Genomic DNA, 23,462 nt, shown 5'->3' on the forward strand with positions numbered 1-23,462 from the left:
CCATGTCGTAGGAACGCCTACGCTCCGGCCGGAACCCCGGTCGCGAGTCGCTCTCCGATGGCCCGCAGCCCGGCGAGGTCGTGTACGTCGCCGGGCAGGGCGGCCACTTGGGCCACCGCCACCTCGGGGTGCAGCGAGGTGAAGCGGTCACGCGTGCGCTGTTCGCGCGCGATGACCTGCATGCACTCCGCGTGCAGGCGGAGCAGTCCTGCCGTGATCACGTCCACGTCGGCATCCGTGCCGGCGTCCGCGCCGGTGTCTACGGGGTCGGCGCCGGTCTCTCGCTCCGTGCGGGGGTGGGTGTCGGGGTCGGTCTCCGTAGCGGTCTCGGTGGAGTCACGAAGTCCAGCTTTCCCGGACTCCTGATCCACAATGCCGCCTTCTTCAAGATTCTCCGCGGCGGCCAACGCCCGCTCCGCGGAGAGCTGTTCGGCGCCGCTGCCGTGCACCCGGTTCAGTACGAGTCCGGCCAGCGGCATCCGTTCTGCCGCCAGCCGCTCCACGAAGTACGCGGCCTCGCGCAGCGCGTCCGGTTCGGGCGCGGAGACCACGAGGAACGCCGTACCGGGCGCCTGGAGGAGCTGGAAGGTCGCGTCCGCGCGGGTGCGGAAGCCGCCGAACATCGTGTCCATGGCGGCCACGAAGGTCTGTACGTCCTTCAGCAGCGAGGCACCCATCAGCTTGCTCAGCGTGCCCGTCATCATCGACATGCCGACATTGAGGAACTTCATCCCCGCCCGGCCGCCCACCTTCGCCGGAGCCATCAGCACCCGGATGAACTTCCCGTCCAGGAAGGAACCCAGTCGCCCCGGCGCGTCCAGGAAGTCCAGCGCGGAGCGGCTCGGCGGGGTGTCCACCACGATCAGGTCCCAGTCGTCCCGGGCCCGCAGCTGCCCCAGCTTCTCCATCGCCATGTACTCCTGCGTGCCCGCGAAGCCGGCCGACAGGGACTGATAGAAGGGGTTGGCGAGGATGGCCTGCGCCCGCTCGGGGTCGGAGTGGCCCTCGACGATCTCGTCGAAGGTCCGCTTCATGTCGAGCATCATGGCGTGCAGTTCGCCGCCGTCGGCGGCCCGCACCCCCGGGACCCTGCGCGGGGTGTTGTCGAGCGAGTCGATCCCCATCGACTGGGCCAGCCTGCGGGCCGGGTCGATGGTCAGGACGACCACCTTGCGGCCGCGCTCGGCCGCCCGTACCCCGAGCGCCGCGGCGGTCGTGGTCTTGCCGACCCCGCCCGCCCCGCAGCACACGATGATCCGGGTCTGCCGGTCGTCCAGCAGCCGGTCGACGTCCAGCCGCGGGGGAGCGTCCATCGTCGCCTCCGTCGTCCCGGCCTCGCTCATTCCTGGCCCACCTGCTTCCGCAGCTCCGCGGCGAGCCCGTAGAGCCCGGCCAGATCCATCCCCGCACCGAGCAGGGGGAGTTCGTACGTCGGCACGTCCAGCTCCGCCAGGACGGCGCGCTGGGCGCGTTCCAGTTCCACCCGGCTCGCGTGCTCCGAGGCCTGCGCGAGCAGCGGGTCCACCAGCCGCTCGGCCGGCCCGCCGCGCCGGGCGCTGCCGAGGCCGGCCCGGGACAGGGCCCTGGAGACCTCGGCGCGCCGCTCGCCGGCGGCGGCGCGCAGGGCGTCCTCGTCGAGGTGGTGCGGCCGGACCATGTTGACGATGACCCGGCCCACCGGCAGGCCCGCCTGCCGCAGTTCGGCGATCCCGTCGGCGGTCTCCTGCACGGGCATCTCCTCCAGCAGGGTGACCAGGTGCACGGCCGTGTCGGGGGACTTGAGCACCTTCATGACGGCCTGCGCCTGGTTGTGGATCGGCCCGAACCGGGCCAGGCCCGCCACCTCGTCGTTGACGTTCAGGAAGCGGGTGATCCGCCCGGTCGGCGGGGCGTCCATGATCACGTGGTCGTAGACGAACCGGCCGGCCTTGTCCTTGCGCCGGACCGCCTCGCAGGCCTTGCCCGTCAGGAGCACGTCCCGCAGCCCCGGCGCGATGGTCGTCGCGAAGTCGATGGCGCCGAGCTTCTTGAGGGCGCGGCCGGCCGAGCCGAGCTTGTAGAACATCTGGAGGTAGTCCAGGAGGGCCCGCTCCGCGTCGATGGCGAGCGCGTAGACCTCCCCGCCGCCCGAGGCGACGGCGATCTTCCGGTCCTCGTAGGGGAGTGCCTCCGCCCCGAAGACCTGGGCGAGGCCCTGCCTGCCCTCGACCTCCACGAGAAGTGTCCGCCTGCCCTCGCGTGCGAGGGCGAGCGCGAGTGCCGCGGCGACCGTGGTCTTGCCGGTGCCGCCCTTGCCGCTGACCACCTGGAGCCTGCTCACAGGGCCCGAGCCTAATTCCTCCCGGGCGGCGGCGGTGGTGGCGGGGCCCCGCACGGCAGGCACTACGCTCGCTCCCATGACCAAGAAGTTCGAATACGCGACCGTCCCGCTGCTGGTCCACGCCACCAAGCAGATCCTGGACACCTGGGGCGAGGACGGCTGGGAGCTCGTCCAGGTCGTCCCCGGCCCGAACAACCCCGAGCAGCTCGTGGCCTACCTGAAGCGGGAGAAGGCGGCATGAGCGGAGTCGTCGAGGCGAAGCTGGCCGAGCTCGGCCTGACCCTGCCCGAGGTCGTCCCGCCGCTGGCCACGTACCAGCCGGCCGTGCGGTCGGGCGCCTACGTGTACACCGCGGGCCAGCTCCCGATGGTCAAGGGCAACCTTCCGGTCACCGGCAAGGTCGGCGCCGAGGTCTCGGCGGAGCAGGCCAAGGAACTGGCCGCGACCTGCGCGCTGAACGCGCTCGCCGCGGTGAAGTCCGTGGTCGGCGACCTCGACAAGATCGCGCGCGTCGTGAAGGTGGTGGGCTTCATCGCCTCCGCCCCCGACTTCACGGCCCAGCCGGGCGTGTTGAACGGCGCGAGCGAGCTGCTGGACGCCGTCCTCGGCGACAAGGGCGTGCACGCCCGCAGCGCGGTCGGCGTGGCGGTCCTCCCGCTGGACGCCCCGGTCGAGATCGAGATCCAGGTCGAGCTGGTCCCCGGAGCCTGACCTCAGCGTCTGCCCGGAGGGGCTGGATCTGCCCTGGCGCAGATCCAGCCCCTCCGGCGTTTGAGCACCGGGGTCTGGGGCGGAGCCCCAGGGGGGTCCGGGCGCAGCCCGGGGAACGGGCGAAGGGCGGGTAGGGGACTTGGCCCCGCGCAGCGGCGAGGGTCGCTGTGGGGACTCCGCCCCGCGCAGCGGCACCTCCGCAGCCGGGGAGCGCCCCCGCGCAGCGGTGTGCGGAGGCCACCCCTCGAACATCGGCCCGGATGGCCGTAGCATCCCGCCATGCCGAATGGTCAGTACGGTCAGCAAGAGACCTCCGCCGGAGGTCAGTGGTACCCGCCGGAGTGGCCCGACCGGATCCGCGCACTCGCGGCTGGCGCCCTCACCCCGACGGAACCGAGGCGCGCCGCCACCGTGATGCTGCTGCGCGACACCCCCGACGGCCCCGCCGTGCACATGCTGCGCCGCCGCGTCGAGATGGCCTTCGCCGGAGGCGCGTACGCGTATCCCGGCGGCGGGGTGGACCCCCGCGACGAGGACCACCCCATCGGCTGGGCCGGCCCGAGCCGCGCCGAGTGGGCGCAGCGCATGGGCACCGACCCCGCCACCGCCCAGGCGATCGTCTGCGGAGCCGTCCGCGAGACCTTCGAGGAGGCCGGGGTCCTGCTCGCGGGCGAGTCCGCGGACACCGTCGTCGGCGACACCACCGGCGAGGACTGGGAGGCCGCCCGCGCGGCGCTGGTCGCCCGTGAGCTGTCCTTCGCCGGGTTCCTCGACCGCCGGGGCCTGGTCCTGCGCTCCGACCTGCTCGGGGCGTGGGCCCGCTGGATCACCCCGGAGTTCGAGCCGCGCCGGTACGACACCTGGTTCTTCGTCGCGGCCCTCCCCGAGGGGCAGCGCACCCGCAACGCCTCCACCGAGGCCGACCGCACCGTCTGGATCCGCCCCGCCGACGCCGCCGCCGGCTACGACAAGGGCGAGCTGCTGATGATGCCGCCCACCATCACCACCCTGCGCTCGCTGGAGCCGTACGGGAGCCCCGCCGAGGCCCTCGCCGCGGCCGGGGCCCAGGATCTGACCCCGGTGCTCGCCAAGGCCACCCTCGCGGACGGGGAGCTCGTGCTCAGCTGGCCGGGCCACGACGAGTTCACCAAGCGCGTCCGCCTCACGGGGCCCGGCACCCCGGGACCGGGCCCCGCGGGCTCCGGCCCGCACCCCGGAGGAGCCCCCGCATGACCGATGCCGCCGCCCTGCCCGGCCAGCCCCGCGGGATGGTCGTCTCCGGGTCCGCCACCGCCCGCGCGGTGAACGTCCTGGCCCCGAACGCCTCCGCGATGACCCTCGACGGCACCAACACCTGGCTCGTCTCCGAGCCCGGCTCCGACCTGGCCGTCGTGATCGACCCCGGCCCGCTGGACGACGTACACCTGCGCGCGGTGATCGCCGCCGCCGAGAAGGAGGGCAAGCGGGTCGCGCTCACCCTCCTGACCCACGGTCACCCCGACCACGCGGAGGGCGCGGCCCGGTTCGCCGGGCTGACCCGGACGAAGGTCCGCGCCCTGGACCCGGCCCTGCGCCTGGGCGACGAGGGCCTGGCCGCCGGGGACGTCATCCGCACGGGCGGTCTGGAACTGCGCGTGGTGCCGACGCCCGGCCACACCGCGGACTCGCTCTGCTTCCACCTGCCGGCCGACCGGGCGGTCCTGACCGGCGACACGATCCTGGGGCGCGGCACCACCGTCGTCGCGCACCCCGACGGGCGCCTGGGCGACTATCTGGACTCCCTGCGCCGGCTGCGCTCGCTGACGGTCGACGACGGGGTCCACACGGTGCTCCCGGGGCACGGGCCGGTCCTGGACGACGCGCAGGGCGCGGTGGAGTTCTACCTGGCCCACCGGGCGCACCGGCTCGCGCAGATCGAGACGGCGGTCGAGAACGGCCTGACCACGCCCGAGGCGGTCGTCGCCCACGTCTACGCGGACGTGGACCGGTCGCTGTGGCCGGCCGCGGAGTGGTCCGTACGCGCGCAGCTGGAGTACCTGAAGGAGCACGGGCTGATCCCCGGCGCCCCCGACTGACCCGCCCGCCTAACGGGGCGTCTTCGTCCCGTGCCGGGCCGCGTACTCGTCCGCGAGCCACGGCCCGAGGTCCTCGACGTAGGCGCGCAGTACGGCCGGGTCCGCGACCGGGGCCAGGGCGGCGGCGGCCGCGGCGCGCATCTGGTCGGCGCGCTCGGGGTAGTACTGCGCGAACACCTCCGCCATCTCGGTGAGGTCGCTGGTCCAGCCGCCCCACCGCGGCATGACGAGGGTGAACCCGGTGCGCACGAGGTGCCGCGAGACGCCCCGGCACAGCTTCCGGTACTCCTCCGGCGTGGCCGCGGCCCGGATCCGCTCGCGCACCCCGGGCAGCAGCTCGGCGAGGTCGCCGTTGGTCTCGCGGGCGAGCAGGCTGTCCGGCCGGTAGCGGGGCAGGTGCTCGGCCAGGTCCGCGCCGAGCAGCGGGGTGCACAGGACGGCGAGGAACCAGCCCATGTCGTAACGTTCCTGCTCGCTCAGCAGCCGGTCCTTGCCGTACAGCAGGATCCCGACGCCGTCGATCTCCGCGAACTCCTCGTCGAGGCCGCGCGCCAGGGCCTCGCTGGTGTCGCGGTCCTCGTCGCCGGGCGTGTGGTGCAGGGCGATCAGCAGGTCGAGGTCGGACAGCCCGGGCCGGGCCGTCCCGCGCGGCACGGACCCGTACAGGTAGGCGCTGTGCAGCCGTCGCCCGTACGCGTCCCCGATCCGCTCCCGCGCGGCGGCGACGACCGCGCGGAACTCGGCCTGCACCTGACCGAGCGATCCTTCGCGCTCGAAGTATCCGTATGTGTCGAGTCCCCTGTGCTCCATGGGGTTACTGTGCCTCGAAAATCAGCCTCGCCGGCGATTGAGGCGCGGGGGTGCGGGGGCGGAGCCCCCGGAACGGCGCCGCAGGTACGCGAAAAGGGCCCCGCCCGACCGGGCAGGACCCCTTCAACCGGCTGGGACCAGCGTCAGCGCGAGCGCTTCGCGAGCCGCTCCACGTCCAGCAGGATCACCGCACGCGCCTCCAGGCGGAGCCATCCACGTCCCGCGAAGTCGGCCAGGGCCTTGTTCACGGTCTCGCGCGACGCGCCGACGAGCTGGGCCAGCTCCTCCTGCGTGAGGTCGTGCACGACGTGGATGCCCTCCTCCGACTGCACGCCGAAGCGGCGCGACAGGTCGAGGAGCGCGCGGGCCACGCGGCCCGGGACGTCGGAGAAGACCAGGTCGGACATCTGGTCGTTGGTCTTGCGCAGGCGCCGCGCGACGGCGCGCAGCAGCGCGGTCGCCACCTCGGGCCGGGCGTTCAGCCAGGGCTGGAGGTCTCCGTGACCCAGACCCAGCAGCTTGACCTCGGTCAGCGCGGTGGCGGTGGCGGTGCGCGGGCCCGGGTCGAACAGCGACAGCTCGCCGATCAGCTCTCCGGGGCCGAGGACGGCCAGCATGTTCTCGCGGCCGTCGGGGGAGGTGCGGTGAAGCTTCACCTTGCCCTCGGTGACGACGTAGAGCCGGTCACCGGGGTCGCCCTCGTGGAACAGGGCGTCACCACGTGCGAGGGTCACCTCGCCCATGGAGGCGCGGAGCTCCGCGGCCTGCTCGTCATCGAGCGCCGCGAAGAGCGGGGCACGCCGCAGTACGTCGTCCACGAGTCTCTCTCCTATGTCGACCGGCCAGGGGATCGCTCCCCCATTTTGCCGGACGGCTCAAACAGTGCGATCAATCACGTTCATCACAAGGATGCCGGACGTACGGGTGTGCTGTGCGGCGAGAGGCCGATCGGGGTGGTGTTACCTGAGGTCCGGGATGGTCGTGGCGGCTCCGTCCCGGACCGGCCGGGTGTCCAACAGGCCGGTGAGAGCACAGGCCAAGGGGTCCGGGGGAGTGACGACCCCCATGAATTCAGCCGTGGGCGAACATGGCCTGGTTGGGGCCCTCCCGGCGCAGTCACCCCTACTCCAGGGCAAAACTTCGGCCAAGAAACCCCTGTCGGGCGGAGGTCAAGTCCGGCCACGGGCGGAGGGCCGCGCGGCGTAGCCTTCGGGGATGGCAGAGAGCAAGGTCAAGAAGGCCGGGGCGAAGCCGGAGAGCCATCTGGCGATGGTGCGGCGGGCGCGCAGGATCAATCGCGAGCTGGCGGAGGTCTACCCGTACGCCCACCCGGAGCTCGACTTCCGCAACCCCTTCGAGCTGCTGGTCGCCACGGTCCTGTCCGCGCAGACCACCGACCTGCGCGTGAACCAGACGACCCCGGCCCTCTTCGCCGCGTACCCGACCCCCGAGGACATGGCCGGAGCCGATCCGGAGGCGCTGGAGAAGATCATCCGGCCGACCGGGTTCTTCCGGGCCAAGGCCAAGTCGCTGCTCGGCCTCTCGCAGGCGCTGCGCGACAACTTCGGCGGTGAGGTGCCGGGCCGGATCGAGGACCTGGTGACGCTCCCCGGCGTGGGCCGCAAGACGGCGAACGTGGTCCTCGGCAATGCCTTCGGCGTCCCCGGGATCACGGTCGACACGCACTTCGGCCGGCTGGTGCGGCGCTGGAAGTGGACCGAGCAGGAGGACCCGGAGAAGGTCGAGGCGGAGATCTGCGCGATCTTCCCGAAGAGCGAGTGGACGATGCTCTCGCACCGCGTCGTCTTCCACGGCCGCCGGATCTGCCATTCCCGCAAGCCCGCCTGCGGGGCCTGCCCGATCGCACCGCTCTGCCCGGCCTACGGGGAGGGCGAGACCGACCCGGAGAAGGCGGCCAAGCTCCTGAAGTACGAGAAGGGCGGCCAGCCCGGCCAGCGCCTGAGCCCGCCCCCGGACTACCCGGGCCTCCCGGCCCCGGCCCGGCCCGCCGCAGCGGACGCCTGAGCCGGATCCGGCCTCGTAGGCGCCGCACCCGCAAGGAACGAATCGCCACCCGCCCCGCGTTTTGCGGAACGTGGGGAAACGCAGATGCACGGACAGGGGTGCCTATGACAGAGGCCACGCAGAACCGCCGGGCGGGCACCGCCGGGCCCGGCGCAGCCACCGCGCACGGGGCCCCGTACAACCAGAGCGGCCAGCGCGGAAGCATCGACCTCCGCACCCACGGCCTGCCCGACTGGCTGGACCCGGTCGTCGAGGCGGCCCGGACGGTCCGGCCCACGCAGCTGAGCCGGTTCCTGCCGCCGGAGGACGGCCGCGGCCGTCAGTCCGCCGTACTGATCCTCTTCGGTGAGGGCCCCCGTGGCCCCGAGCTGCTGCTGATGGAGCGCGCCGGCACGCTGCGCTCGCACCCCGGCCAGCCCTCCTTCCCCGGCGGCGCCCTCGACCCCGAGGACGGCGACCCGCGCACCACCGGCCCGCTGCGGGCCGCCCTGCGCGAGGCCGAGGAGGAGACCGGTCTGGACCCGGCCGGGGTCCAGCTCTTCGGGGTGCTGCCCCGGCTCTACATCCCGGTCAGCGAGTTCGTCGTGACCCCGGTGCTCGGCTGGTGGCGCGCGCCCAGCCCGGTCGGCGTGGTCGACCCGGCCGAGACCGCACGCGTCTTCACGGTGCCCGTGGCCGATCTCACGGACCCCGGGCACCGGGTCACCGTCGTCCACCCCGGCGGCTTCCAGGGCCCGGCGTTCACCGTGGAATCGGCTCTGGTCTGGGGTTTCACCGCCGGGGTGATCGACCGGATCCTGCACTTCGCCGGCTGGGAGCGCCCCTGGGACCGGTCCCGGGAAGTCCCGCTCGACTGGCGCGCATGAGACGGTGAGCCCTGTGAACGTGCTGGACATCTTGTTGCTGCTCGCCGCCGTATGGTTCGCGATCGTCGGCTACCGCCAGGGGTTCGTCGTCGGCATCCTGTCGGTGATCGGCTTCCTCGGCGGTGGTCTCGTCGCCGTGTCCCTGCTGCCCCTGGTCTGGGACCGGGTCACCGACAACGGGACCCAGGTGTCCACCACGGTCGTCATCATCGCCGTGGTCGTGATCATCGTCTTCGCCTCGATCGGCCAGGCGCTGACCACCCATCTGGGCAACAAGCTCCGGCGCCACATCACTTGGTCCCCAGCCCGCGCGCTGGACGCGACGGGCGGCGCGCTGGTGAACGTGGTCGCGATGCTGCTGGTGGCCTGGCTGATCGGCTCCATGGTCGCGGGCACGTCCATTCCCACGCTGGGCAAGGAGGTCCGCAACTCCAAGGTGCTCTTCGGCGTCTCGCGGGTCCTCCCCGCGCAGGCGAACACCTGGTTCACGGACTTCAGTTCCACCCTCGCCCGCAACGGCTTCCCGCAGGTCTTCAGCCCGTTCTCCAACGAGCCGATCACCGAGGTCCAGCCCCCCGACCCGCTGCTCGCGCGCAGCCCCGTGGCCGAGTACGCCAAGCGGTCGATCGTGAAGGTCGTCGGCACGGCGCCCGCGTGCAGCAAGGTGCTGGAGGGCACCGGCTTCGTCTTCGCGCCGGGCAAGGTGATGACCAACGCGCACGTCGTCGGCGGGGTCGGCGAACCGACCGTGCAGGTGGGCGGCGAGGGCAAGCTCTACGACGGCAAGGTCGTCCTCTACGACTGGGAGCGCGACATCGCCGTCCTGGACGTGCCCAGGCTGAAGGCGCCCGCGCTGGAGTTCACCGACAAGGGTGCGGCGAGCGGCAGCGACGCCATCGTGGCGGGCTTCCCGGAGAACGGCTCGTACGACGTCCGCGCGGCGCGCGTGCGCGGCCGGATCAACGCCACCGGCCCGGACATCTACCACCGGGGAACCGTCCGACGGGACGTCTACTCCCTGTACGCGACGGTCCGTCAGGGCAACTCCGGCGGCCCGCTGCTGACGCCCGAGGGCAAGGTGTACGGGGTCGTCTTCGCGAAGTCCCTCGACGACCCCAACACCGGTTACGCCCTGACCGCGGACGAGATCCGCGAGGACATCCGGTCCGGTGCGACGGCGGACCGGCGGGTCGGTAGCCAGGGCTGCGCCCTCTGAGCGCTACGGGAGCCCTGTGGGGGCTCCCGTAGCGCTGCCGGGCCCCGTGGGGGCCTTGCCGCCTCCCGGAGCCCCTGTCGGCTTCCGGAGCCCCTGCCTGACCGTGTCTACGTACGCTGGTGCCTGAGCCGGGCGGAGACCCAGCGGGCCCGCCGGCGCAGGATGCGCGGAATCCCGAGTCGGGGGTCGTCGTGGCCTTCGCGGCCCTGCCCCCTGTGCGTGCCCGGCGTGACCGTCGAGCGGCGTTCGTGTGCGGTGTCACCGTAGTCGTGCGTCCAGCCCATACTCCGAGCTGTGCCCGGGGCCCAAGGTCGGTAATCGCGTTGGGGACGGCTAATTGGCCTATGCGCCAGGCAATTGAATGCTTGTCATGTAAGCGGCTCGGAGGCCATGGGCCCCGGCTCAGCGGTCCGGCTCGGGGTCCTTCAGCCAGTTGACCAGCTCGGCCGAGAACGCCGCCGGGTCCTCCTCGTGCGGGAAGTGCCCGAGCCCGTCGAAGAGCCGCCAGCGGTACGGGGCTTCGACGTACTGCCCGGACCCCGCCGCACTCCGCGTCCGCATCACCGGATCGAGCGAGCCGTGCAGGTGCAGGGTGGGCACCCGCACCGGCCGCTTCATGCGCCGGTTGAACTGCAGGCCGTCGGGCCGGGCCATGGACCGCATCATCCAGCGGTACGGCTCGACCGAGCAGTGCGCCGTGGAGGGGATGCACATCGCGCGCCGGTACACGGCGACGTCCTCCTCCTCGGGGAGCCGAGGGCCGGACCAGTCCCGGATCAGTTCGCCGACGAGCGCGCCGTCGTCGGCGACGAGCTGCCGCTCGGGCACGAACGGCCGCTGGAAGCCCCAGATGTGCGAGCTGGCGCGGGTCTGCCCGAAGTCGGACAGCATCGCGGACCGCCAGCGGCGCGGGTGCGGCATCGAGGACACCACCAGCCGGCGCACCAGCTTCGGCCGCATCACCGCCGCCGTCCAGGCGAGGTAGCCGCCCAGGTCGTGCCCGACGAGGGCGGCGTCGGGCTCGCCGAGGGACCGTACGACCCCGGTGATGTCGAGGGCCAGGTTGGCCGGGTCGTAGCCGCGCGGGGTGCGGTCGCTGCCGCCCACCCCGCGCAGGTCCATCGCCACCGCCCGGTAGCCGGCGTCGGCCAGCGCGGTCATCTGGTGCCGCCACGTCCACCAGAACTGCGGGAACCCGTGCAGGAGCAGCACCAGCGGTCCGTCACCCAGCTCGGCGACGTGGAACCGCGCCCCGTTGGCCGCGACGTCCCGGTGCGTGACTTCTCGCCCGCCGGGGAGGGCGATCCGGACCGCCGTGGCGGCGGTGGGGGGCGTACCGGACGAGCCGGAATCCGACGAGGGGGAGGTCATGAGGACGAGCGTGCCACACCCACGGCGTTGTCACTGACCGACCGGGCGTGGGGCTTGACGGTGCCGACGAGGGCCGCCGTCTCCTTGACCGAGGCGATGGTCTTCACCGGCGGCTTGATCTTCTTGAACTTCGCCATGGCGATCAGCCCGATCACGCCCGCGAGCAGCCAGAACGCCACGCCGACGATCAGGAAGGACCACGCCAGCCCGAGCCCGAGGTTGTGGATCCCGTAGGCCGCCGCGAAGCTCAGCACCGGCAGCGAGAAGAGGAGGAGCACGCCGGCGGCGATGGCGGCGCCGCTGCCGATGCCCGCGCGCTTGACGTCCTGCTTGATCTCCACCTTGGCGAGGGCGATCTCGTCGTGCACCAGGGCGGACATCTCGGCGGTGGCCGAGGCGACCAGCTGGCCGAGTGTGCGCTCGGCTCCTGGGGCCCCTTGGTCCACTGCGCTCATCGCTCTCTCCCTCTGTCGTCCGTCATCCGACTGCGACGGCTGTCCTGTCGTCAGGTCAGATCATGCCGGACGGCCGCCGTCGGCGCTGGACCCGCCCGCTGCTTCGGCCACCGCTCCGGCCCCTGATCCGGCCGCTGGTCCGGATACCGCTTCCCGCGCGCCGGCGGCGGCCTCCTCGGCCCTGCGCAGGTGCTCGGCGGCCTTGGCCTCGTAGATCTTCGCCATCCGCAGGTGGTACTCCGGCTTGTCCTGCTCGTAGATGTCGGGGATGCCGTCGAGGTCCTCGTCGCGCTCCTCGTCCTCGGTGAGCGCCTTGTACTTCCGGTTGCGCATCTTCAGCAGGATGCCCGCGAGGACCGCGGCGATCAGCGAGCCGATCAGCACGGCGGCCTTGATCTCGTCGGTCAGGACGGGGTCGTCGGTGAAGGCGAGCTCGCCGATCAGGAGCGAGACGGTGAAGCCGATGCCGGCGAGCGAGGCGACCGCGAACACGTCCGGCCAGGCGAGGTCGTCATTGAGCTCGGCCTTGGTGAAGCGGGCGGCGAGCCAGGTGCCGCCGAAGATGCCGAGCGTCTTGCCGACGACAAGGCCGAGCACCACGCCGAGCGTCTCGGGCCGGGTGAAGACCTGGCCGATGGCCTCGTCGGACAGGGAGACGCCGGCCGAGAAGAGCGCGAAGAGCGGTACGGCGAGACCGGCCGAGATGGGCCGGACCAGGTGCTCGATGTGCTCGCCGGGGGAGTGGTGCTCGCCCTCCTTGCGGTGGCAGCGCAGCATCAGACCCATGGCGACACCGGCGATGGTGGCGTGCACGCCGCTGTTGTACATCAGGCCCCAGATGACCAGGGCGAGCGGGACGTAGACGTACCAGCCGCGCACGTTCGCGCGGAGCAGGAACCAGAAGAGGACCAGGCCCGCGACCGCGCCGCCGAGCGCCAGGAAGTTGATCTCGCTGGTGAAGAACACCGCGATGATCATGATGGCGAACAGGTCGTCGACGACGGCCAGGGTCAGCAGGAACGCGCGTAGGGCGGACGGCAGTGAGGTGCCGATGACGGCGAGGACGGCCAGGGCGAAGGCGATGTCGGTGGCGGTCGGGACCGCCCAGCCGTCCGTGGAGCCGTTGCCGAGCACGTTGGTCAGTACGTAGACCAGCGCGGGTACGGCCATGCCGCAGAGCGCGGCGATCACCGGGAGCGCGGCCGCCTTGGCGTCGCGCAGGTCACCCGCGACGAGCTCGCGCTTGAGCTCGATGCCGGCGACGAAGAAGAAGACGGCGAGCAGGCCGTCGGCCGCCCAGTGCTGGAGCGAAAGGTCCAGGCCGAGGGCGGCGGGGCCGATGTGGAAGGAGCGGACGCTGTCGTAGCTCCCCGCGATGGCGGGCACGTTCGCCCAGACGAGTGCGGCGATCGCGGCCACGAGGAGAAGGACGCCGCCGACCGTCTCGGCGCGCAGGGCGTCGGCCACGAAGCGGCGCTCCGGCAGCGAGAGGCGGCCGAGGAACGTGCGGCTCTGGTGGTCGGTGGGGCTGGGCGCGGCCACGGGGGGCACCTCCGGGGTGGGTTGGACGGCATGGCGAAACACGTTGCCGACCAGACTTCCCGGCGCACCCTGTGGAGTAGTTCTTTAACCGTCTAATACTTTACAGGGTGTACGCATGGGCGTATCCGGCGATCGTCACTTTATGTGCGAAAAGGGCATCCGGCGCGCCGCGCCGGATGCCCCTTCGCCGTGTCGTACGGCTGCTGCCGATCCTGCCGGGCCCTGTGTCAGTCCTCGCTGCCGGCGGCCGGCAGCTTGCTCTGGATCAGGTCCATGACCGAGGAGTCCGCGAGGGTGGTGACGTCACCGACCGCGCGGTTCTCGGCCACGTCGCGCAGCAGGCGGCGCATGATCTTGCCCGAGCGGGTCTTCGGCAGCTCCTGCACGGGCAGGATCCGCTTCGGCTTGGCGATCGGGCCGAGCGTGGCACCCACGTGGTTGCGCAGCTCGCCGACCAGCGTGTCCGTCTCGGAGGCGCTGCCGCGCAGGATGACGAAGGCCACGATGGCCTGGCCGGTGGTCTCGTCGTTCGCGCCGACGACCGCCGCCTCGGCGACCGAGGGGTGCGAGACGAGCGCCGACTCCACCTCAGTGGTCGAGATGTTGTGGCCCGACACCAGCATCACGTCGTCCACCCGGCCGAGCAGCCAGATGTCGCCGTCCTCGTCCTTCTTGGCGCCGTCGCCCGCGAAGTACTTGCCCTCGAAGCGGGACCAGTACGTGTCGACGTACCGCTGGTCGTCGCCCCAGATGGTGCGCAGCATCGAGGGCCACGGCTCGGTGAGGACCAGGTAGCCGCCCCCGCCGTTCGGGACCTCGTTCGCCTCGTCGTCCACGACGGTGGCGGAGATTCCGGGCAGCGCGCGCTGGGCCGAACCGGGCTTGGTCTCGGTGACACCGGGCAGCGGGGAGATCATCATCGCGCCGGTCTCGGTCTGCCACCACGTGTCCACGATCGGGCAGCGGTCGCCGCCGATGTGCTTGCGGTACCAGATCCAGGCCTCGGGGTTGATCGGCTCTCCGACCGAGCCCAGGACGCGCAGGCTGGAGAGGTCGAACTTCGCGGGGATGTCGTCGCCCCACTTCATGAACGTACGGATCGCGGTGGGCGCGGTGTAGAGGATGGTGACGCCGTACTTCTGCACGACCTCCCAGAACCGGCCCTGGTGCGGGGTGTCCGGCGTGCCCTCGTACATCACCTGGGTGGCGCCGTTGGCGAGCGGCCCGTAGACGATGTAGGAGTGCCCGGTCACCCAGCCGATGTCGGCGGTGCACCAGTAGACGTCGCTCTCCGGCTTCAGGTCGAACACCGCGTGGTGGGTGTACGAGGCCTGCGTGAGGTAGCCGCCGGAGGTGTGCAGGATGCCCTTGGGCTTACCCGTGGTCCCCGAGGTGTAGAGGATGAAGAGCGGGTGCTCCGCGTCGAAGGCCCGCGGCGCGTGCTCGGCGCTCTGCCGCTCCACGATCTCGTGCCACCAGACGTCCCGGCCCTCGGTGAAGGCGGTGTCCTGGCCGGTGCGGCGCACCACGAGGACGTGCTCGACCTGCGGGCACTTGGCGACGGCCTCGTCGATGGCGGGCTTCAGGGCAGAGGGCTTGCCGCGGCGGTAGCCGCCGTCGGAGGTGATGACCAGCTTCGCGTCGGCGTCCTGGATGCGGGAGGCGACGGCGTCGGCGGAGAAACCGCCGAAGACCACGGAGTGGGCGGCGCCGACGCGGGCGCACGCGAGCATCGCGACGACCGCCTCGGGGATCATCGGCAGGTAGACGGCGACCCGGTCGCCGGCCTGCACGCCCAGCTCGGTCAGGGCGTTCGCGGCCTTGGAGACCTCGTCCTTGAGCTCGGCGTAGGTGATCGAGCGGCTGTCGCCGGGCTCGCCCTCGAAGTGGATGGCCACGCGGTCGCCGTTGCCGGCCTCGACGTGGCGGTCCACGCAGTTGTACGCGACGTTCAGCTTGCCGTCAGCGAACCACTTCGCGAAGGGCGGGTTGGTCCAGTCGAGCGTCTCGGTGGGCTCGGTGTCCCAGCTCAGACGGCGCGCCTGCTCGGCCCAGAAGCCCAGCCGGTCCGCGTCGGCCTGTGCGTACGCAGCCTCGGTCACATTGGCGGCGGCGGCCAGATCGGCAGGCGGTGCGAACCGCCGCTCCTCCTTGAGCAGATTGGCCAGGCTTTCATTGCTCACGACGCATCTCCCTTTCCCAGGGTGTCCGTTGTGTCCCCGGTTGTGTCCCCGGGCATAGCTCATCAGTCAATGGCCCGGGTGACAAGAGGTTGCCGTGAATTGGTGTAGACCTATTACCCCGCCGGGCCCACGTGCGAGTGGCCTCCTCCCGCGGCAGGGCGCGGAAGGAGGCCACCGAGTGGCACGGATACGGGAGGGTATCGGTTCGAAGATCCCGTCGGCCCCCACTGGGTCCTTGGTAGGTCAGGTCCCGCGGGAGGTTCCGCGGCGGGTGCTGCCCGCTCAGCGGCGCAGCGCGCCCGCGCCGACGGTGTCGAAGACCCGGCAGTCGAAGAAGTCCTGCCCCTCCGACAGCAGGTAGGCCTGCGCCTCGCCGACGTGGAAGTACATCCCGTGCAGCTCCAGCGTGCCCTCGGCGAGCCGTCGGGCCACCGATTCGTGGGCCTTCAGGTGCTCCAGCTGCTGCACCACATTGGTCAGGCAGAGCTGCTCCACGGCGTCCGCCGGCAGCCTCCCGGAGATCCGCGCCCAGGCGTGATGGCGGCTGGCCATCCGCTCCAGGCTCGGCAGCCCGTGCCGCAGCCACCTGCGCAGCGGGGTCATGGGCACCCCGGGCACGGAGTTGAGCAGTGCCTGCATGGCCCCGCACCCCGAATGCCCGCACACGGTGATGCTGTCCACCTGCAGGACGTCCACGGCGTACTCGATGGCCGCCGCGACCGAATCGTCCGTGGACTCGGCCCCCGGGAGCGGGACGAGGTTGCCGACGTTGCGGACCGTGAACAGGTCACCGGGGCCGCTGGCCGTGATCATGCTGGTCACCAGACGGGAGTCCGCGCAGGTGAGGAAGAGCTGCGAGGGCCGCTGCCCCTCCCGGGCCAGCCGGGCCAGCTCCTCGCGCACGTGCGGAGCCGTGTCCCGCTGGAAGGCGCTGATCCCGTTGGCCAGTTGACCGGCGCCGCGCCCGCGGGGCCCGGCCGGCGGTGCCGGGGCCGGGGCGGGGGCGGGGTCCGGAGCCGCGGCCGGGCTCCCGACCGTCGCCTCGTCCGTACGGGCCTCGTCCGTACGGGCCACCGTGCCGCGGTGGTCGCAGTGGTTCTGCCACGGGGTCCAGGGCCGGCAGCACTGGTGATCCCCTCGCTGGGCGCCCCGCTCGGCGCGCTGGGCCTGCTCGGCCTCGGCGATCCTGGCCCCCGACCGGCCGGTGACCTCCAGCGACCCCCCGTGGGCCAGGTGGGAGTCCTGCCAGTCCTGGAGGGTCTCGTAGGCGGCGTGGTCCATGAAGGAGCCGTCGAGCTCGATCACCGCGTGCCCGTGGTGCGGGATCTGGTTCAGCACCCGGCTCAGCCGCGGTACCGCGAGGAAGGTCAACTGCCCGCGGGCCCACACCCGGTGGACCCCGCTGTCGAGCTGCTCGACGGTGATCCGGGTCCGGGCCAGGCGGTGCAGGGCCAGGGCGACGGCCATCGCGATGCCGATGGCGACGCCCTCCAGGACCCCGCCGAGCACCACGGCCAGGATGGTCGTGGCGTAGACGAGGAACTCGCGGTGCCGGGTGACGGTGCGCAGGTGCGTGGCGCTCACCATCTGCACGCCCACCGCCATCACCAGCGCGGCGAGCGCGGCCAGCGGGATCAGGTCGAGGGCGGGGACGAGCAGCCCGGCGGCGAGCAGGATCCACAGCCCGTGCAGCATGGACGAACGGCGGCTGACGGCACCGGCCTTGACGTTGGCCATGCTACGGACGGCGCCGCCCGCGACGGGCAGTCCGCCCAGCGCCCCGGAGATGATGTTGGCGGCGCCCTGGCCGCGCAGTTCGCGGTTGAGGTCGGCCCGTGCGGGACGCGTGCCGGTGCGCCGCTGGGTGGCGATGAGCTTGTCGGTGGCCACCGCCGAGAGCAGGGATTCCACGCTGCCGACCAGGGTGATGGTCAGGACGGCGGCGATGATGCCGAGGACCGGGCCCTCGGGCAGTTCGGGCAGCGCGTGGCTGCGCCAGGACGGCAGGTCCACCCGGGGCAGGCTGAGCCCGGCCAGGGCGGCGCAGGCCGTGGCGACGGCGACGGCGGCCAGCGCGGCGGGCACCTTGCGCAGGTTCCGCCCGGTGCGGCCCGGCAGCCGCGGCCAGCAGAGCAGGACGGCCAGCGTGAGCACGCTGACGCCGAGCGCGGCGGGATGCAGATCGGCCAATTGGTCCGGAAGTCCGCGGACATTGGCCAGGGCGGAGCTCTGCGGGGTGCCGCCGAGCACGATGTGCAGCTGCGCCAGCGCGATCGTGACGCCGACACCGGCGAGCATCCCGTGGACGATCGCCGGGCTGACCATCAGCGCGGACCGGGCGGTGCGCAGCGCGGCCAGGCCGAGCTGGCAGAGCCCGGCGAGCACCGTGATGGCACAGGTGGTGCGCCAGCCGTAGTGCTGGATCAACTCGGCGGTGACGACCGTGAGTCCGGTCGCGGGGCCGCTCACCTGGAGCGGTGTCCCGCCGAGCCGTGCGGCCACGATCCCGCCGGCCGCCGCGGCGACGAGCCCCGCCTGGAGCGGGGCGCCGGTGGCCAGGGCGATGCCGAGGGAGAGCGGCAGGGCGATCAGGAAGACGGCGACGGAGGCGGAGAGGTCGGCCTGGAGGCCGGCCGGGACGCCTTTGGCGGAGGGAGGGGGGGGAGGGGAAGTGGGCGAGGGGGTGGCTGTCATAGGTCCCGTCTCCTCGGGGGAGGGGTGAAGCGGCGGGATTCTCAACACTCGGTAAATGGACGGTAATGGAGAGTAAAGCCCAGTGGGGGGAAATGCGGGCAAACGGCCTAGGAATTAGCGCTCACGAGTGATTAGGCATTTTGTCCGGCTTGTCACACCTTCCTTAAAACGGACCGCATGGGACGTTGCGGCGCGGAAGTCCTGCGATGGAACTGCGAGGGAAGAGGTGCGGCGGATGACTGCCACCACGAAGAGGCCCGCCACGAAGAAGGCCGCCAGGAAGAAGATCGCCGGCGGCCTGGTGGCCACGGCGCTGGTCCTGGGAGTGGCCGGGTGCAGCACCTCGGAGCCCGCCGGCCGTCCGGCACCCGGAGGTCAGGCGGCCAGGATGGGCGCGCCCGCGCCGGAAGGCGCGGCGCCGGGCAGCGTCAAACGGCTCATCGGGGACGGCTCGACCGCGTACACGGGCCTGCAGCCGAACGTGCGGAAGGCGGAGAAGCTGAAGCCCGGCGAAAAGCCGCCCCAGTTCGTCGTGTATTCGTGGGACGGGGCGGGCGAGGACAGCCAGAAGCTCTTCTCGCATTTCCGCGAGGTCGGCAAGAAGTACAACGCCCGTATGACCTACTTCCTCAGCGGCGTGTACATGCTCCCGGAGGAGAAGCGTTCCCTCTACACGGCTCCCCAGCACTCCGCGGGCCGCTCCGACATCGGCTTCGGCGACCCCCAGGGCATCAAGGACACCGCCGAGCAGGTGCGCGGAGCCTGGCTCGAGGGCAACGAGATCGGCACCCACTTCAACGGCCACTTCTGCGGACCCGAGGGCGGCGTCGGGACCTGGTCCGTCGAGGAGTGGAAGAGCGAGATCAACCAGGCGAAGTCGTTCGTCAAGAACTGGAAGACGAACTCGCCGGCCCTGGCGGGCATGGAGGCGCTCCCGTTCGACTACGAGAAGGAGATGATCGGGGCCCGCACCCCCTGCCTCGAAGGCCAGAAGAACTTCATGCTGGCGGCCAAGGAGATGGGCGGCTTCCGCTACGACTCCAGCGGCATCAGCAAGCAGATCTGGCCGAAGAAGACGGATGGCCTCTGGGACATCCCGCTCCAGCTGGTCCCCATGCCGGGCCGCGCCTTCGAAACGCTCAGCATGGACTACAACTACCTGGTCAACCAGTCCGGTACGACCACGCAGGGCGACCCCTCCCAGCACGCGTACTGGGGTGAGCAGATGCGCGACGGACTGGCCAAGGCCTTCGAGCGGACCTACCAGGGCAACCGCGCGCCGCTGATCATCGGCAACCACTTCGAATCCTGGAACGGCGGCACCTACATGCGCGCCGTCGAGGACTCCATCAAGACCATGTGCACGCAGAAGGACGTCCGCTGCGTGCCGTTCCGCGAGCTGGTGGACTGGCTGGACGCCCAGGACCCGAAGGCCCTGGAATGGATGCGCACCCTCGACGTCGGCGAGGCGCCGAAGGAGGGCTGGGACAAGTTCCTGACGGCGGGGCCGCCGGCCAAGCCGGCCGCCCCCGCCGGGGTCAAGCCGGCTGCGGAGCCGGCTGAAGAGAGTCAGAACGAGGAGTGAGCAGTTCCCGTAGGACGAAACCGGGGTCGACCTGCTCGGCCAGGTCGACCCCGGTCTTCGCGTTGCCCCAGCTCTCGGCGTTGCGCAGGTGGAAGTGGACCATCTGCTCGGTGTACCGCTCCCAGTCGCGGTGCGCGTAGGAGTCGTCCGCGGCGTCCTGCAGCGCCTGGAGGGCCAGCCGGTTGGTGGCCTCCAGCAGCTCGAAGGCGGCCGGGCGGCCCTTCTCCATCGCGCGCACCCAGTCCGACTGCCCGACGGTGACCAGCAGGTCCTCGCCGGCCTCGTCCTGGAGGAACTCGATGTCCTCCGGTCCCTGCACCTTGTTGCCGACGACCTTGAGCGTGATCCCGAAGTCCCGCGCGTACTCCTTGTACTGGCGGTAGACGGAGACGCCCTTGCGGGTCGGTTCGGCGACCAGGAAGGTCACGTCGAACCGGGTGAACATGCCCGAGGCGAAGGAGTCGGAGCCGGCCGTCATGTCGACCACGACGTACTCGTCCGGGCCGTCGGCGAGGTGGTTGAGGCAGAGCTCGACCGCGCCGACCTTGGAGTGGTAGCAGGCCACGCCCAGATCGGACTCGGTGAACGGCCCCGTCGCCATCAGCCGTACGGGCTCCCCGTCGAGCGTCAGGGTGCGCGCGCAGGCGTCGTAGACGGGGTTGTCCTCGTCGACGCGCAGCAGCCGGGAGCCGGTGCCGGGCGGGGTGGTCTTGATCATCGTGTCGGCGGAGGCGATGCGCGGGTTGGAGCCCCGCAGGTAGTCCTTGATGAGGGGCAGGTGCGCGCCCAGCGCGGGCAGCGAGGCCGCGTCGTCCTCGCTGAGTCCGAGCGCGGTGCCCAAATGCTGGTTGATGTCGGCGTCCACCGCGACGACACGGGCTTCATTGGAGGCGAGGTGGCGGATGAAAAGGGAGGACAGCGTGGTCTTGCCGCTGCCGCCCTTCCCCACGAAAGCGATCTTCATGTTCACAAAGCGTAGCGGGTCGGTGGCTTTGTGTGGTGTGCCTGAGTGAAGAAGGCCACTCCAAGGAGGGGTCGGTGCTATGGGGGAGCAGTGCGTAGGCTCCTTACTTATGAGTAGCGCCTCTGCTTCCGCCGCCTCTTCGGCCGCCGCTTCCGCTTCCGCCTCCGCCGACCCGCTCGCCCCGCTGTCGGCTCTGCCGGGCGTCTCCGAGTCCGTGGAATCCGTACGCAAGGCCGTGGACCGGGTCTACGGCCACCGCGTCATGCGCCGCCGCGCGGTGGCGGTCGCCTCGGAGGCCGCGCTGCGCGGAGCGCGCGGGAGCGCGGCGCTGTCGGGGGCCGACTGGGCGCTGGAGGAGGTCCGGCGCCGGAGCGACTTCGGCTCGGAGCCGGAGGCCCGCACGGTGGGCGCGGCCCTGCGGCTGACGGCCGAGGCGGGCCAGCTGCTGAGCATCTGGCGCCAGTCGCCGCTACGGGTCCTGGCGCGGCTCCATCTGGTGGCCTCGGGCTCCACGGCGGACGGTGACGTGGTCGGCCGGCCCCGACTGGCCGGTGAGCCGGTGGACGAGCCGCTGATCGATCTGCCCCTGCCCGACGCGCAGGAGGTGGCGGGCCGGCTGGACGGACTCTCCGGCCTGATCATCGCGGGCGGCTCCGCCCCGGCGCTGATCACGGCGGCGGTGGTGCACGGCGAGCTGCTGGCGCTGCGTCCGTTCGGTTCGTACAACGGCCTGGTGGCGCGGACGGCCGAGCGGATCGTGCTGATCAACAGCGGTCTGGACCCGAAGGCGATCTGTCCCGCGGAGGTCGGCCACGCGGAACAGGGTCGGGAGGCCTACCTGGAGGCCTTCAAGGGCTACGTCTCCGGCACCGCGGAGGGGATGTCGGCCTGGATCGCCCACTGCGGCCGTGCGATCGAGCTCGGGGTCCGGGAGTCGACCGCGGTCTGCGAGGCGCTTCAGCGCGGCGCGGCCTGACGTTGGGCGTGGCGGGGAGGCCTGTCGGGGCGGAGGCGGAGGCCCTGCGGGGGCGGAACCGGGCCCGGACATGGTTGCGGCGACACCGTATTACTCTGGTGTCGCCGCTGGCACTTACGCCCAGTTACCAAGCGTCCTCGATGATTGCCCATCAGGTCGGGAGCTTTGCCCGTCACCTGGTGCGGCTGGCCCGTAATCGACGGGTCGACGTCGCGTGGGTGCTCGGCGTTCATGCGTTTCGGTCCGTGGGCCATACTGCGTTTTAAAGATGATCCTCTCGGATGTTCTTTGGTCTCGCGGGCCTTGACTCCTTTGTACTCCGCTTCGGAGTGGAGCGAAACCCCTGGCCACATTTCTTTGCTTTCCGCCGCACATCAGGGCGTTTCGGGCGCCCTGTGTTCTCGCAGGTCAGCGGGGCGCGGCGGCGGCCAGTGCGCGTCGTCGGCTCGCGTACCAGACCAGTCCGGCGGTGGCCGCTGCGGCGCCCACCGCGGCGGCGGCGACCAGTGCCGGCCGTGCGGGCATCGACAGTCCCGGCAGCCGCTGCTTCAGCCGTACCGGCCGGTTGAACACCAGCACCGGCCACTCGCGGGCCACGGCCTCCCGGCGCAGGGCCCGGTCGGGGTTGACCGCGTGCGGGTGCCCGACCGCCTCGAGCATCGGGATGTCGGTCGCCGAGTCGCTGTACGCGTAGCAGCGCGCGAGGTCGTACCCCTCGGACTCCGCGAGTTCCCGTACGGCCTCCGCCTTGGTCGGGCCGTAGGCGTAGTACTCGATCTCGCCGGTGAAGCAGCCGTCCTCGCCCACGACCATGCGGGTGGCGACGACCCGGTCGGCGCCCAGCATCTCGCCGATGGGCTCGACGACTTCGGCTCCGGAGGTGGACACGATCACGACGTCGCGGCCCGCCGTGTGGTGGGCCTCGATGAGGGAGGCGGCCTCGTCGTAGATCAGCGGGTCGATGAGGTCGTGCAGGGTCTCGGCGACGATCTCCCGGACCTGCTGCACGTTCCACCCCTTGCAGAGGGCGGACAGGTACTCCCGCATCCTCTCCATCTGATCGTGGTCGGCGCCGCCGGCCAGGTAGATGAACTGCGTGTAGGCGGTGCGCAGCACGGCCCTTCGGTTGATCAGGCCGCCCTGGTAGAAGGACTTGCTGAACGTCAGAGTGCTCGACTTCGCAATGACCGTCTTGTCCAGGTCGAAGAAGGCTGCGGTGCGAGGCAAGGAGTGCGGCAAGGGCTGATTTTCCACGACCCGAGCATATGCGCCCACCATTCGGCGTAAAGTGCGGCGCGTGGGTTTGCCTGAGAAGCCTCTCGGGTACACCATGGAAGTCACGGATCGTTCGCGACCGTGCTAACCCGGTCTGGCTCCTCCCCCCCCGAGTCGGACCGTGGGGACGACCCCCGCTCTCCCCCCCGGCGGGGGTCGTCGCATGTCCGGACGCGGTTTGCGTCCCTGCCTTCGACCCCAAGTGATCATTCCTCGGGCCTCCTCGTCTTCGAGGGGCCTGCGCGTCGAAGGCCCTCACCCCCACGAACTCGTCACGTTGCGTAGTCGTTCCGGCGCGCTCCGGAACTCACCTGTTGGGGTGAGCGGGTTATTCACAATGGGGCGCCCGTCCACGGTTTTAGAGCAAGATCCACTTCTTTTTCCCGATCCCGTC

At 71.5% G+C, this 23,462-nt stretch carries 20 protein-coding genes; 9 read left to right on the forward strand and 11 right to left on the reverse strand.

The features are described from left to right. Window positions 1-17: 17 nt before the first annotated feature. Window positions 18-1,343, reverse strand: a complete 1,326-nt coding sequence (locus tag OG435_RS25150) for an ArsA family ATPase (RefSeq protein WP_266879967.1) — start codon at window positions 1,341-1,343, stop codon at window positions 18-20. After that, window positions 1,340-2,320 carry an ArsA family ATPase gene (locus tag OG435_RS25155; RefSeq protein ID WP_266879969.1) on the reverse strand — a complete coding sequence of 327 codons (981 nt, stop codon included), beginning with the start codon at window positions 2,318-2,320 and terminating at the stop codon, window positions 1,340-1,342. The genes OG435_RS25150 and OG435_RS25155 overlap by 4 nt, the downstream gene beginning before the upstream one ends. Before the next feature lie 76 nt (window positions 2,321-2,396). Here OG435_RS25155 and OG435_RS25160 point away from each other — a divergent pair, with 76 nt between their 5' ends. The 4 genes from OG435_RS25160 (at window position 2,397) to OG435_RS25175 (ending at window position 5,106) form a co-directional block, all read left to right on the forward strand. Next, complete coding sequence (locus OG435_RS25160; RefSeq protein WP_112447450.1) at window positions 2,397-2,561, forward strand: DUF4177 domain-containing protein; 165 nt, start codon at window positions 2,397-2,399, stop codon at window positions 2,559-2,561. Beyond that, window positions 2,558-3,031 (forward strand): RidA family protein, encoded by a 474-nt coding sequence (locus tag OG435_RS25165; protein ID WP_266879972.1) that lies wholly within the window; start codon window positions 2,558-2,560, stop codon window positions 3,029-3,031. Before OG435_RS25160 ends, OG435_RS25165 begins: the two co-directional genes overlap by 4 nt. A gap of 279 nt (window positions 3,032-3,310) precedes the next feature. Then, window positions 3,311-4,264 (forward strand): NUDIX hydrolase, encoded by a 954-nt coding sequence (locus OG435_RS25170; RefSeq protein WP_266879973.1) that lies wholly within the window; start codon window positions 3,311-3,313, stop codon window positions 4,262-4,264. Further along, on the forward strand, window positions 4,261-5,106 hold the full coding sequence (locus OG435_RS25175) for an MBL fold metallo-hydrolase (RefSeq protein ID WP_266879975.1): 846 nt from the start codon (window positions 4,261-4,263) through the stop codon (window positions 5,104-5,106). Before OG435_RS25170 ends, OG435_RS25175 begins: the two co-directional genes overlap by 4 nt. A gap of 9 nt (window positions 5,107-5,115) precedes the next feature. On the opposite strand, the gene OG435_RS25180 is transcribed toward OG435_RS25175, so the two are convergent. Both OG435_RS25180 and OG435_RS25185 read right to left on the reverse strand, forming a co-directional pair. After that, on the reverse strand, window positions 5,116-5,916 hold the full coding sequence (locus OG435_RS25180; protein ID WP_266879977.1) for a nucleotidyltransferase domain-containing protein: 801 nt from the start codon (window positions 5,914-5,916) through the stop codon (window positions 5,116-5,118). 143 nt (window positions 5,917-6,059) lie between these two features. Then, a complete protein-coding gene (locus tag OG435_RS25185; RefSeq protein WP_003981529.1) occupies window positions 6,060-6,734 on the reverse strand; it encodes a Crp/Fnr family transcriptional regulator in 675 nt (224 codons plus the stop codon). A 397-nt stretch (window positions 6,735-7,131) separates the two neighbouring features. Between OG435_RS25185 and nth the strand changes: the two genes are divergently transcribed. The 3 genes from nth (at window position 7,132) to OG435_RS25200 (ending at window position 10,023) form a co-directional block, all read left to right on the forward strand. Next, the gene (gene nth, locus OG435_RS25190; RefSeq protein WP_266879979.1) at window positions 7,132-7,941 is read left to right on the forward strand and encodes an endonuclease III; all 810 of its coding nucleotides are present in this window, start codon (window positions 7,132-7,134) and stop codon (window positions 7,939-7,941) included. Window positions 7,942-8,045: 104 nt separating this feature from the next. Beyond that, window positions 8,046-8,807, forward strand: a complete 762-nt coding sequence (locus OG435_RS25195; protein ID WP_266879981.1) for an NUDIX hydrolase — start codon at window positions 8,046-8,048, stop codon at window positions 8,805-8,807. A 13-nt stretch (window positions 8,808-8,820) separates the two neighbouring features. Beyond that, window positions 8,821-10,023: a MarP family serine protease gene (locus OG435_RS25200; RefSeq protein ID WP_266879983.1), complete on the forward strand. Its 1,203-nt coding sequence runs from the start codon at window positions 8,821-8,823 to the stop codon at window positions 10,021-10,023. Between the two features lie 402 nt (window positions 10,024-10,425). Here the strand turns inward: OG435_RS25200 and OG435_RS25205 are convergent, their stop codons facing one another. The 5 genes from OG435_RS25205 to OG435_RS25225 form a co-directional block, all read right to left on the reverse strand. Next, the gene (locus OG435_RS25205) at window positions 10,426-11,394 is read right to left on the reverse strand and encodes an alpha/beta fold hydrolase (RefSeq protein ID WP_266879985.1); all 969 of its coding nucleotides are present in this window, start codon (window positions 11,392-11,394) and stop codon (window positions 10,426-10,428) included. After that, the gene (locus OG435_RS25210) at window positions 11,391-11,849 is read right to left on the reverse strand and encodes a phage holin family protein (RefSeq protein ID WP_266879987.1); all 459 of its coding nucleotides are present in this window, start codon (window positions 11,847-11,849) and stop codon (window positions 11,391-11,393) included. Before OG435_RS25210 ends, OG435_RS25205 begins: the two co-directional genes overlap by 4 nt. A 60-nt stretch (window positions 11,850-11,909) precedes the next feature. Next, window positions 11,910-13,391: a Na+/H+ antiporter NhaA gene (gene nhaA, locus OG435_RS25215; RefSeq protein ID WP_266879989.1), complete on the reverse strand. Its 1,482-nt coding sequence runs from the start codon at window positions 13,389-13,391 to the stop codon at window positions 11,910-11,912. Window positions 13,392-13,618: 227 nt separating this feature from the next. Then, window positions 13,619-15,574 carry an acetate--CoA ligase gene (acs, locus tag OG435_RS25220; RefSeq protein WP_266879991.1) on the reverse strand — a complete coding sequence of 652 codons (1,956 nt, stop codon included), beginning with the start codon at window positions 15,572-15,574 and terminating at the stop codon, window positions 13,619-13,621. A 282-nt stretch (window positions 15,575-15,856) separates the two neighbouring features. Beyond that, a complete protein-coding gene (locus OG435_RS25225; RefSeq protein WP_266879993.1) occupies window positions 15,857-18,268 on the reverse strand; it encodes a SulP family inorganic anion transporter in 2,412 nt (803 codons plus the stop codon). Window positions 18,269-18,503: 235 nt separating this feature from the next. Here OG435_RS25225 and OG435_RS25230 point away from each other — a divergent pair, with 235 nt between their 5' ends. Further along, window positions 18,504-19,853 (forward strand): hypothetical protein, encoded by a 1,350-nt coding sequence (locus tag OG435_RS25230; protein WP_266879995.1) that lies wholly within the window; start codon window positions 18,504-18,506, stop codon window positions 19,851-19,853. Here OG435_RS25230 and OG435_RS25235 read toward each other — a convergent pair. Continuing rightward, window positions 19,807-20,817 (reverse strand): ATP-binding protein, encoded by a 1,011-nt coding sequence (locus OG435_RS25235; RefSeq protein ID WP_266879997.1) that lies wholly within the window; start codon window positions 20,815-20,817, stop codon window positions 19,807-19,809. The genes OG435_RS25230 and OG435_RS25235 overlap by 47 nt on opposite strands. Before the next feature lie 109 nt (window positions 20,818-20,926). Here OG435_RS25235 and OG435_RS25240 point away from each other — a divergent pair, with 109 nt between their 5' ends. Next, complete coding sequence (locus OG435_RS25240) at window positions 20,927-21,793, forward strand: oxidoreductase (protein ID WP_266879999.1); 867 nt, start codon at window positions 20,927-20,929, stop codon at window positions 21,791-21,793. A gap of 408 nt (window positions 21,794-22,201) precedes the next feature. Here OG435_RS25240 and OG435_RS25245 read toward each other — a convergent pair whose 3' ends face one another. Then, the gene (locus tag OG435_RS25245) at window positions 22,202-23,071 is read right to left on the reverse strand and encodes an HAD family hydrolase (RefSeq protein ID WP_266880001.1); all 870 of its coding nucleotides are present in this window, start codon (window positions 23,069-23,071) and stop codon (window positions 22,202-22,204) included. Between the last annotated feature and the right edge of the window lie 391 nt (window positions 23,072-23,462).

The sequence above is a fragment of the Streptomyces sp. NBC_01264 genome (assembly GCF_026340675.1).
GTDB lineage: Bacteria > Actinomycetota > Actinomycetes > Streptomycetales > Streptomycetaceae > Streptomyces.

Coding starts and splice junctions, on each gene's coding strand:
- OG435_RS25150 (WP_266879967.1), bottom strand. CDS start 1,343: ATGAGCGAGGCCGGGACGACGGAGGCGACGATGGACGCTCCCCCGCGG.
- OG435_RS25160 (WP_112447450.1), top strand. CDS start 2,397: ATGACCAAGAAGTTCGAATACGCGACCGTCCCGCTGCTGGTCCACGCC.
- OG435_RS25165 (WP_266879972.1), top strand. CDS start 2,558: ATGAGCGGAGTCGTCGAGGCGAAGCTGGCCGAGCTCGGCCTGACCCTG.
- OG435_RS25170 (WP_266879973.1), top strand. CDS start 3,311: ATGCCGAATGGTCAGTACGGTCAGCAAGAGACCTCCGCCGGAGGTCAG.
- OG435_RS25175 (WP_266879975.1), top strand. CDS start 4,261: ATGACCGATGCCGCCGCCCTGCCCGGCCAGCCCCGCGGGATGGTCGTC.
- OG435_RS25180 (WP_266879977.1), bottom strand. CDS start 5,916: ATGGAGCACAGGGGACTCGACACATACGGATACTTCGAGCGCGAAGGA.
- nth (WP_266879979.1), top strand. CDS start 7,132: ATGGCAGAGAGCAAGGTCAAGAAGGCCGGGGCGAAGCCGGAGAGCCAT.
- OG435_RS25195 (WP_266879981.1), top strand. CDS start 8,046: ATGACAGAGGCCACGCAGAACCGCCGGGCGGGCACCGCCGGGCCCGGC.
- OG435_RS25205 (WP_266879985.1), bottom strand. CDS start 11,394: ATGACCTCCCCCTCGTCGGATTCCGGCTCGTCCGGTACGCCCCCCACC.
- OG435_RS25210 (WP_266879987.1), bottom strand. CDS start 11,849: ATGAGCGCAGTGGACCAAGGGGCCCCAGGAGCCGAGCGCACACTCGGC.
- OG435_RS25225 (WP_266879993.1), bottom strand. CDS start 18,268: ATGACAGCCACCCCCTCGCCCACTTCCCCTCCCCCCCCTCCCTCCGCC.
- OG435_RS25230 (WP_266879995.1), top strand. CDS start 18,504: ATGACTGCCACCACGAAGAGGCCCGCCACGAAGAAGGCCGCCAGGAAG.
- OG435_RS25235 (WP_266879997.1), bottom strand. CDS start 20,817: ATGAAGATCGCTTTCGTGGGGAAGGGCGGCAGCGGCAAGACCACGCTG.
- OG435_RS25240 (WP_266879999.1), top strand. CDS start 20,927: ATGAGTAGCGCCTCTGCTTCCGCCGCCTCTTCGGCCGCCGCTTCCGCT.
- OG435_RS25245 (WP_266880001.1), bottom strand. CDS start 23,071: ATGGTGGGCGCATATGCTCGGGTCGTGGAAAATCAGCCCTTGCCGCAC.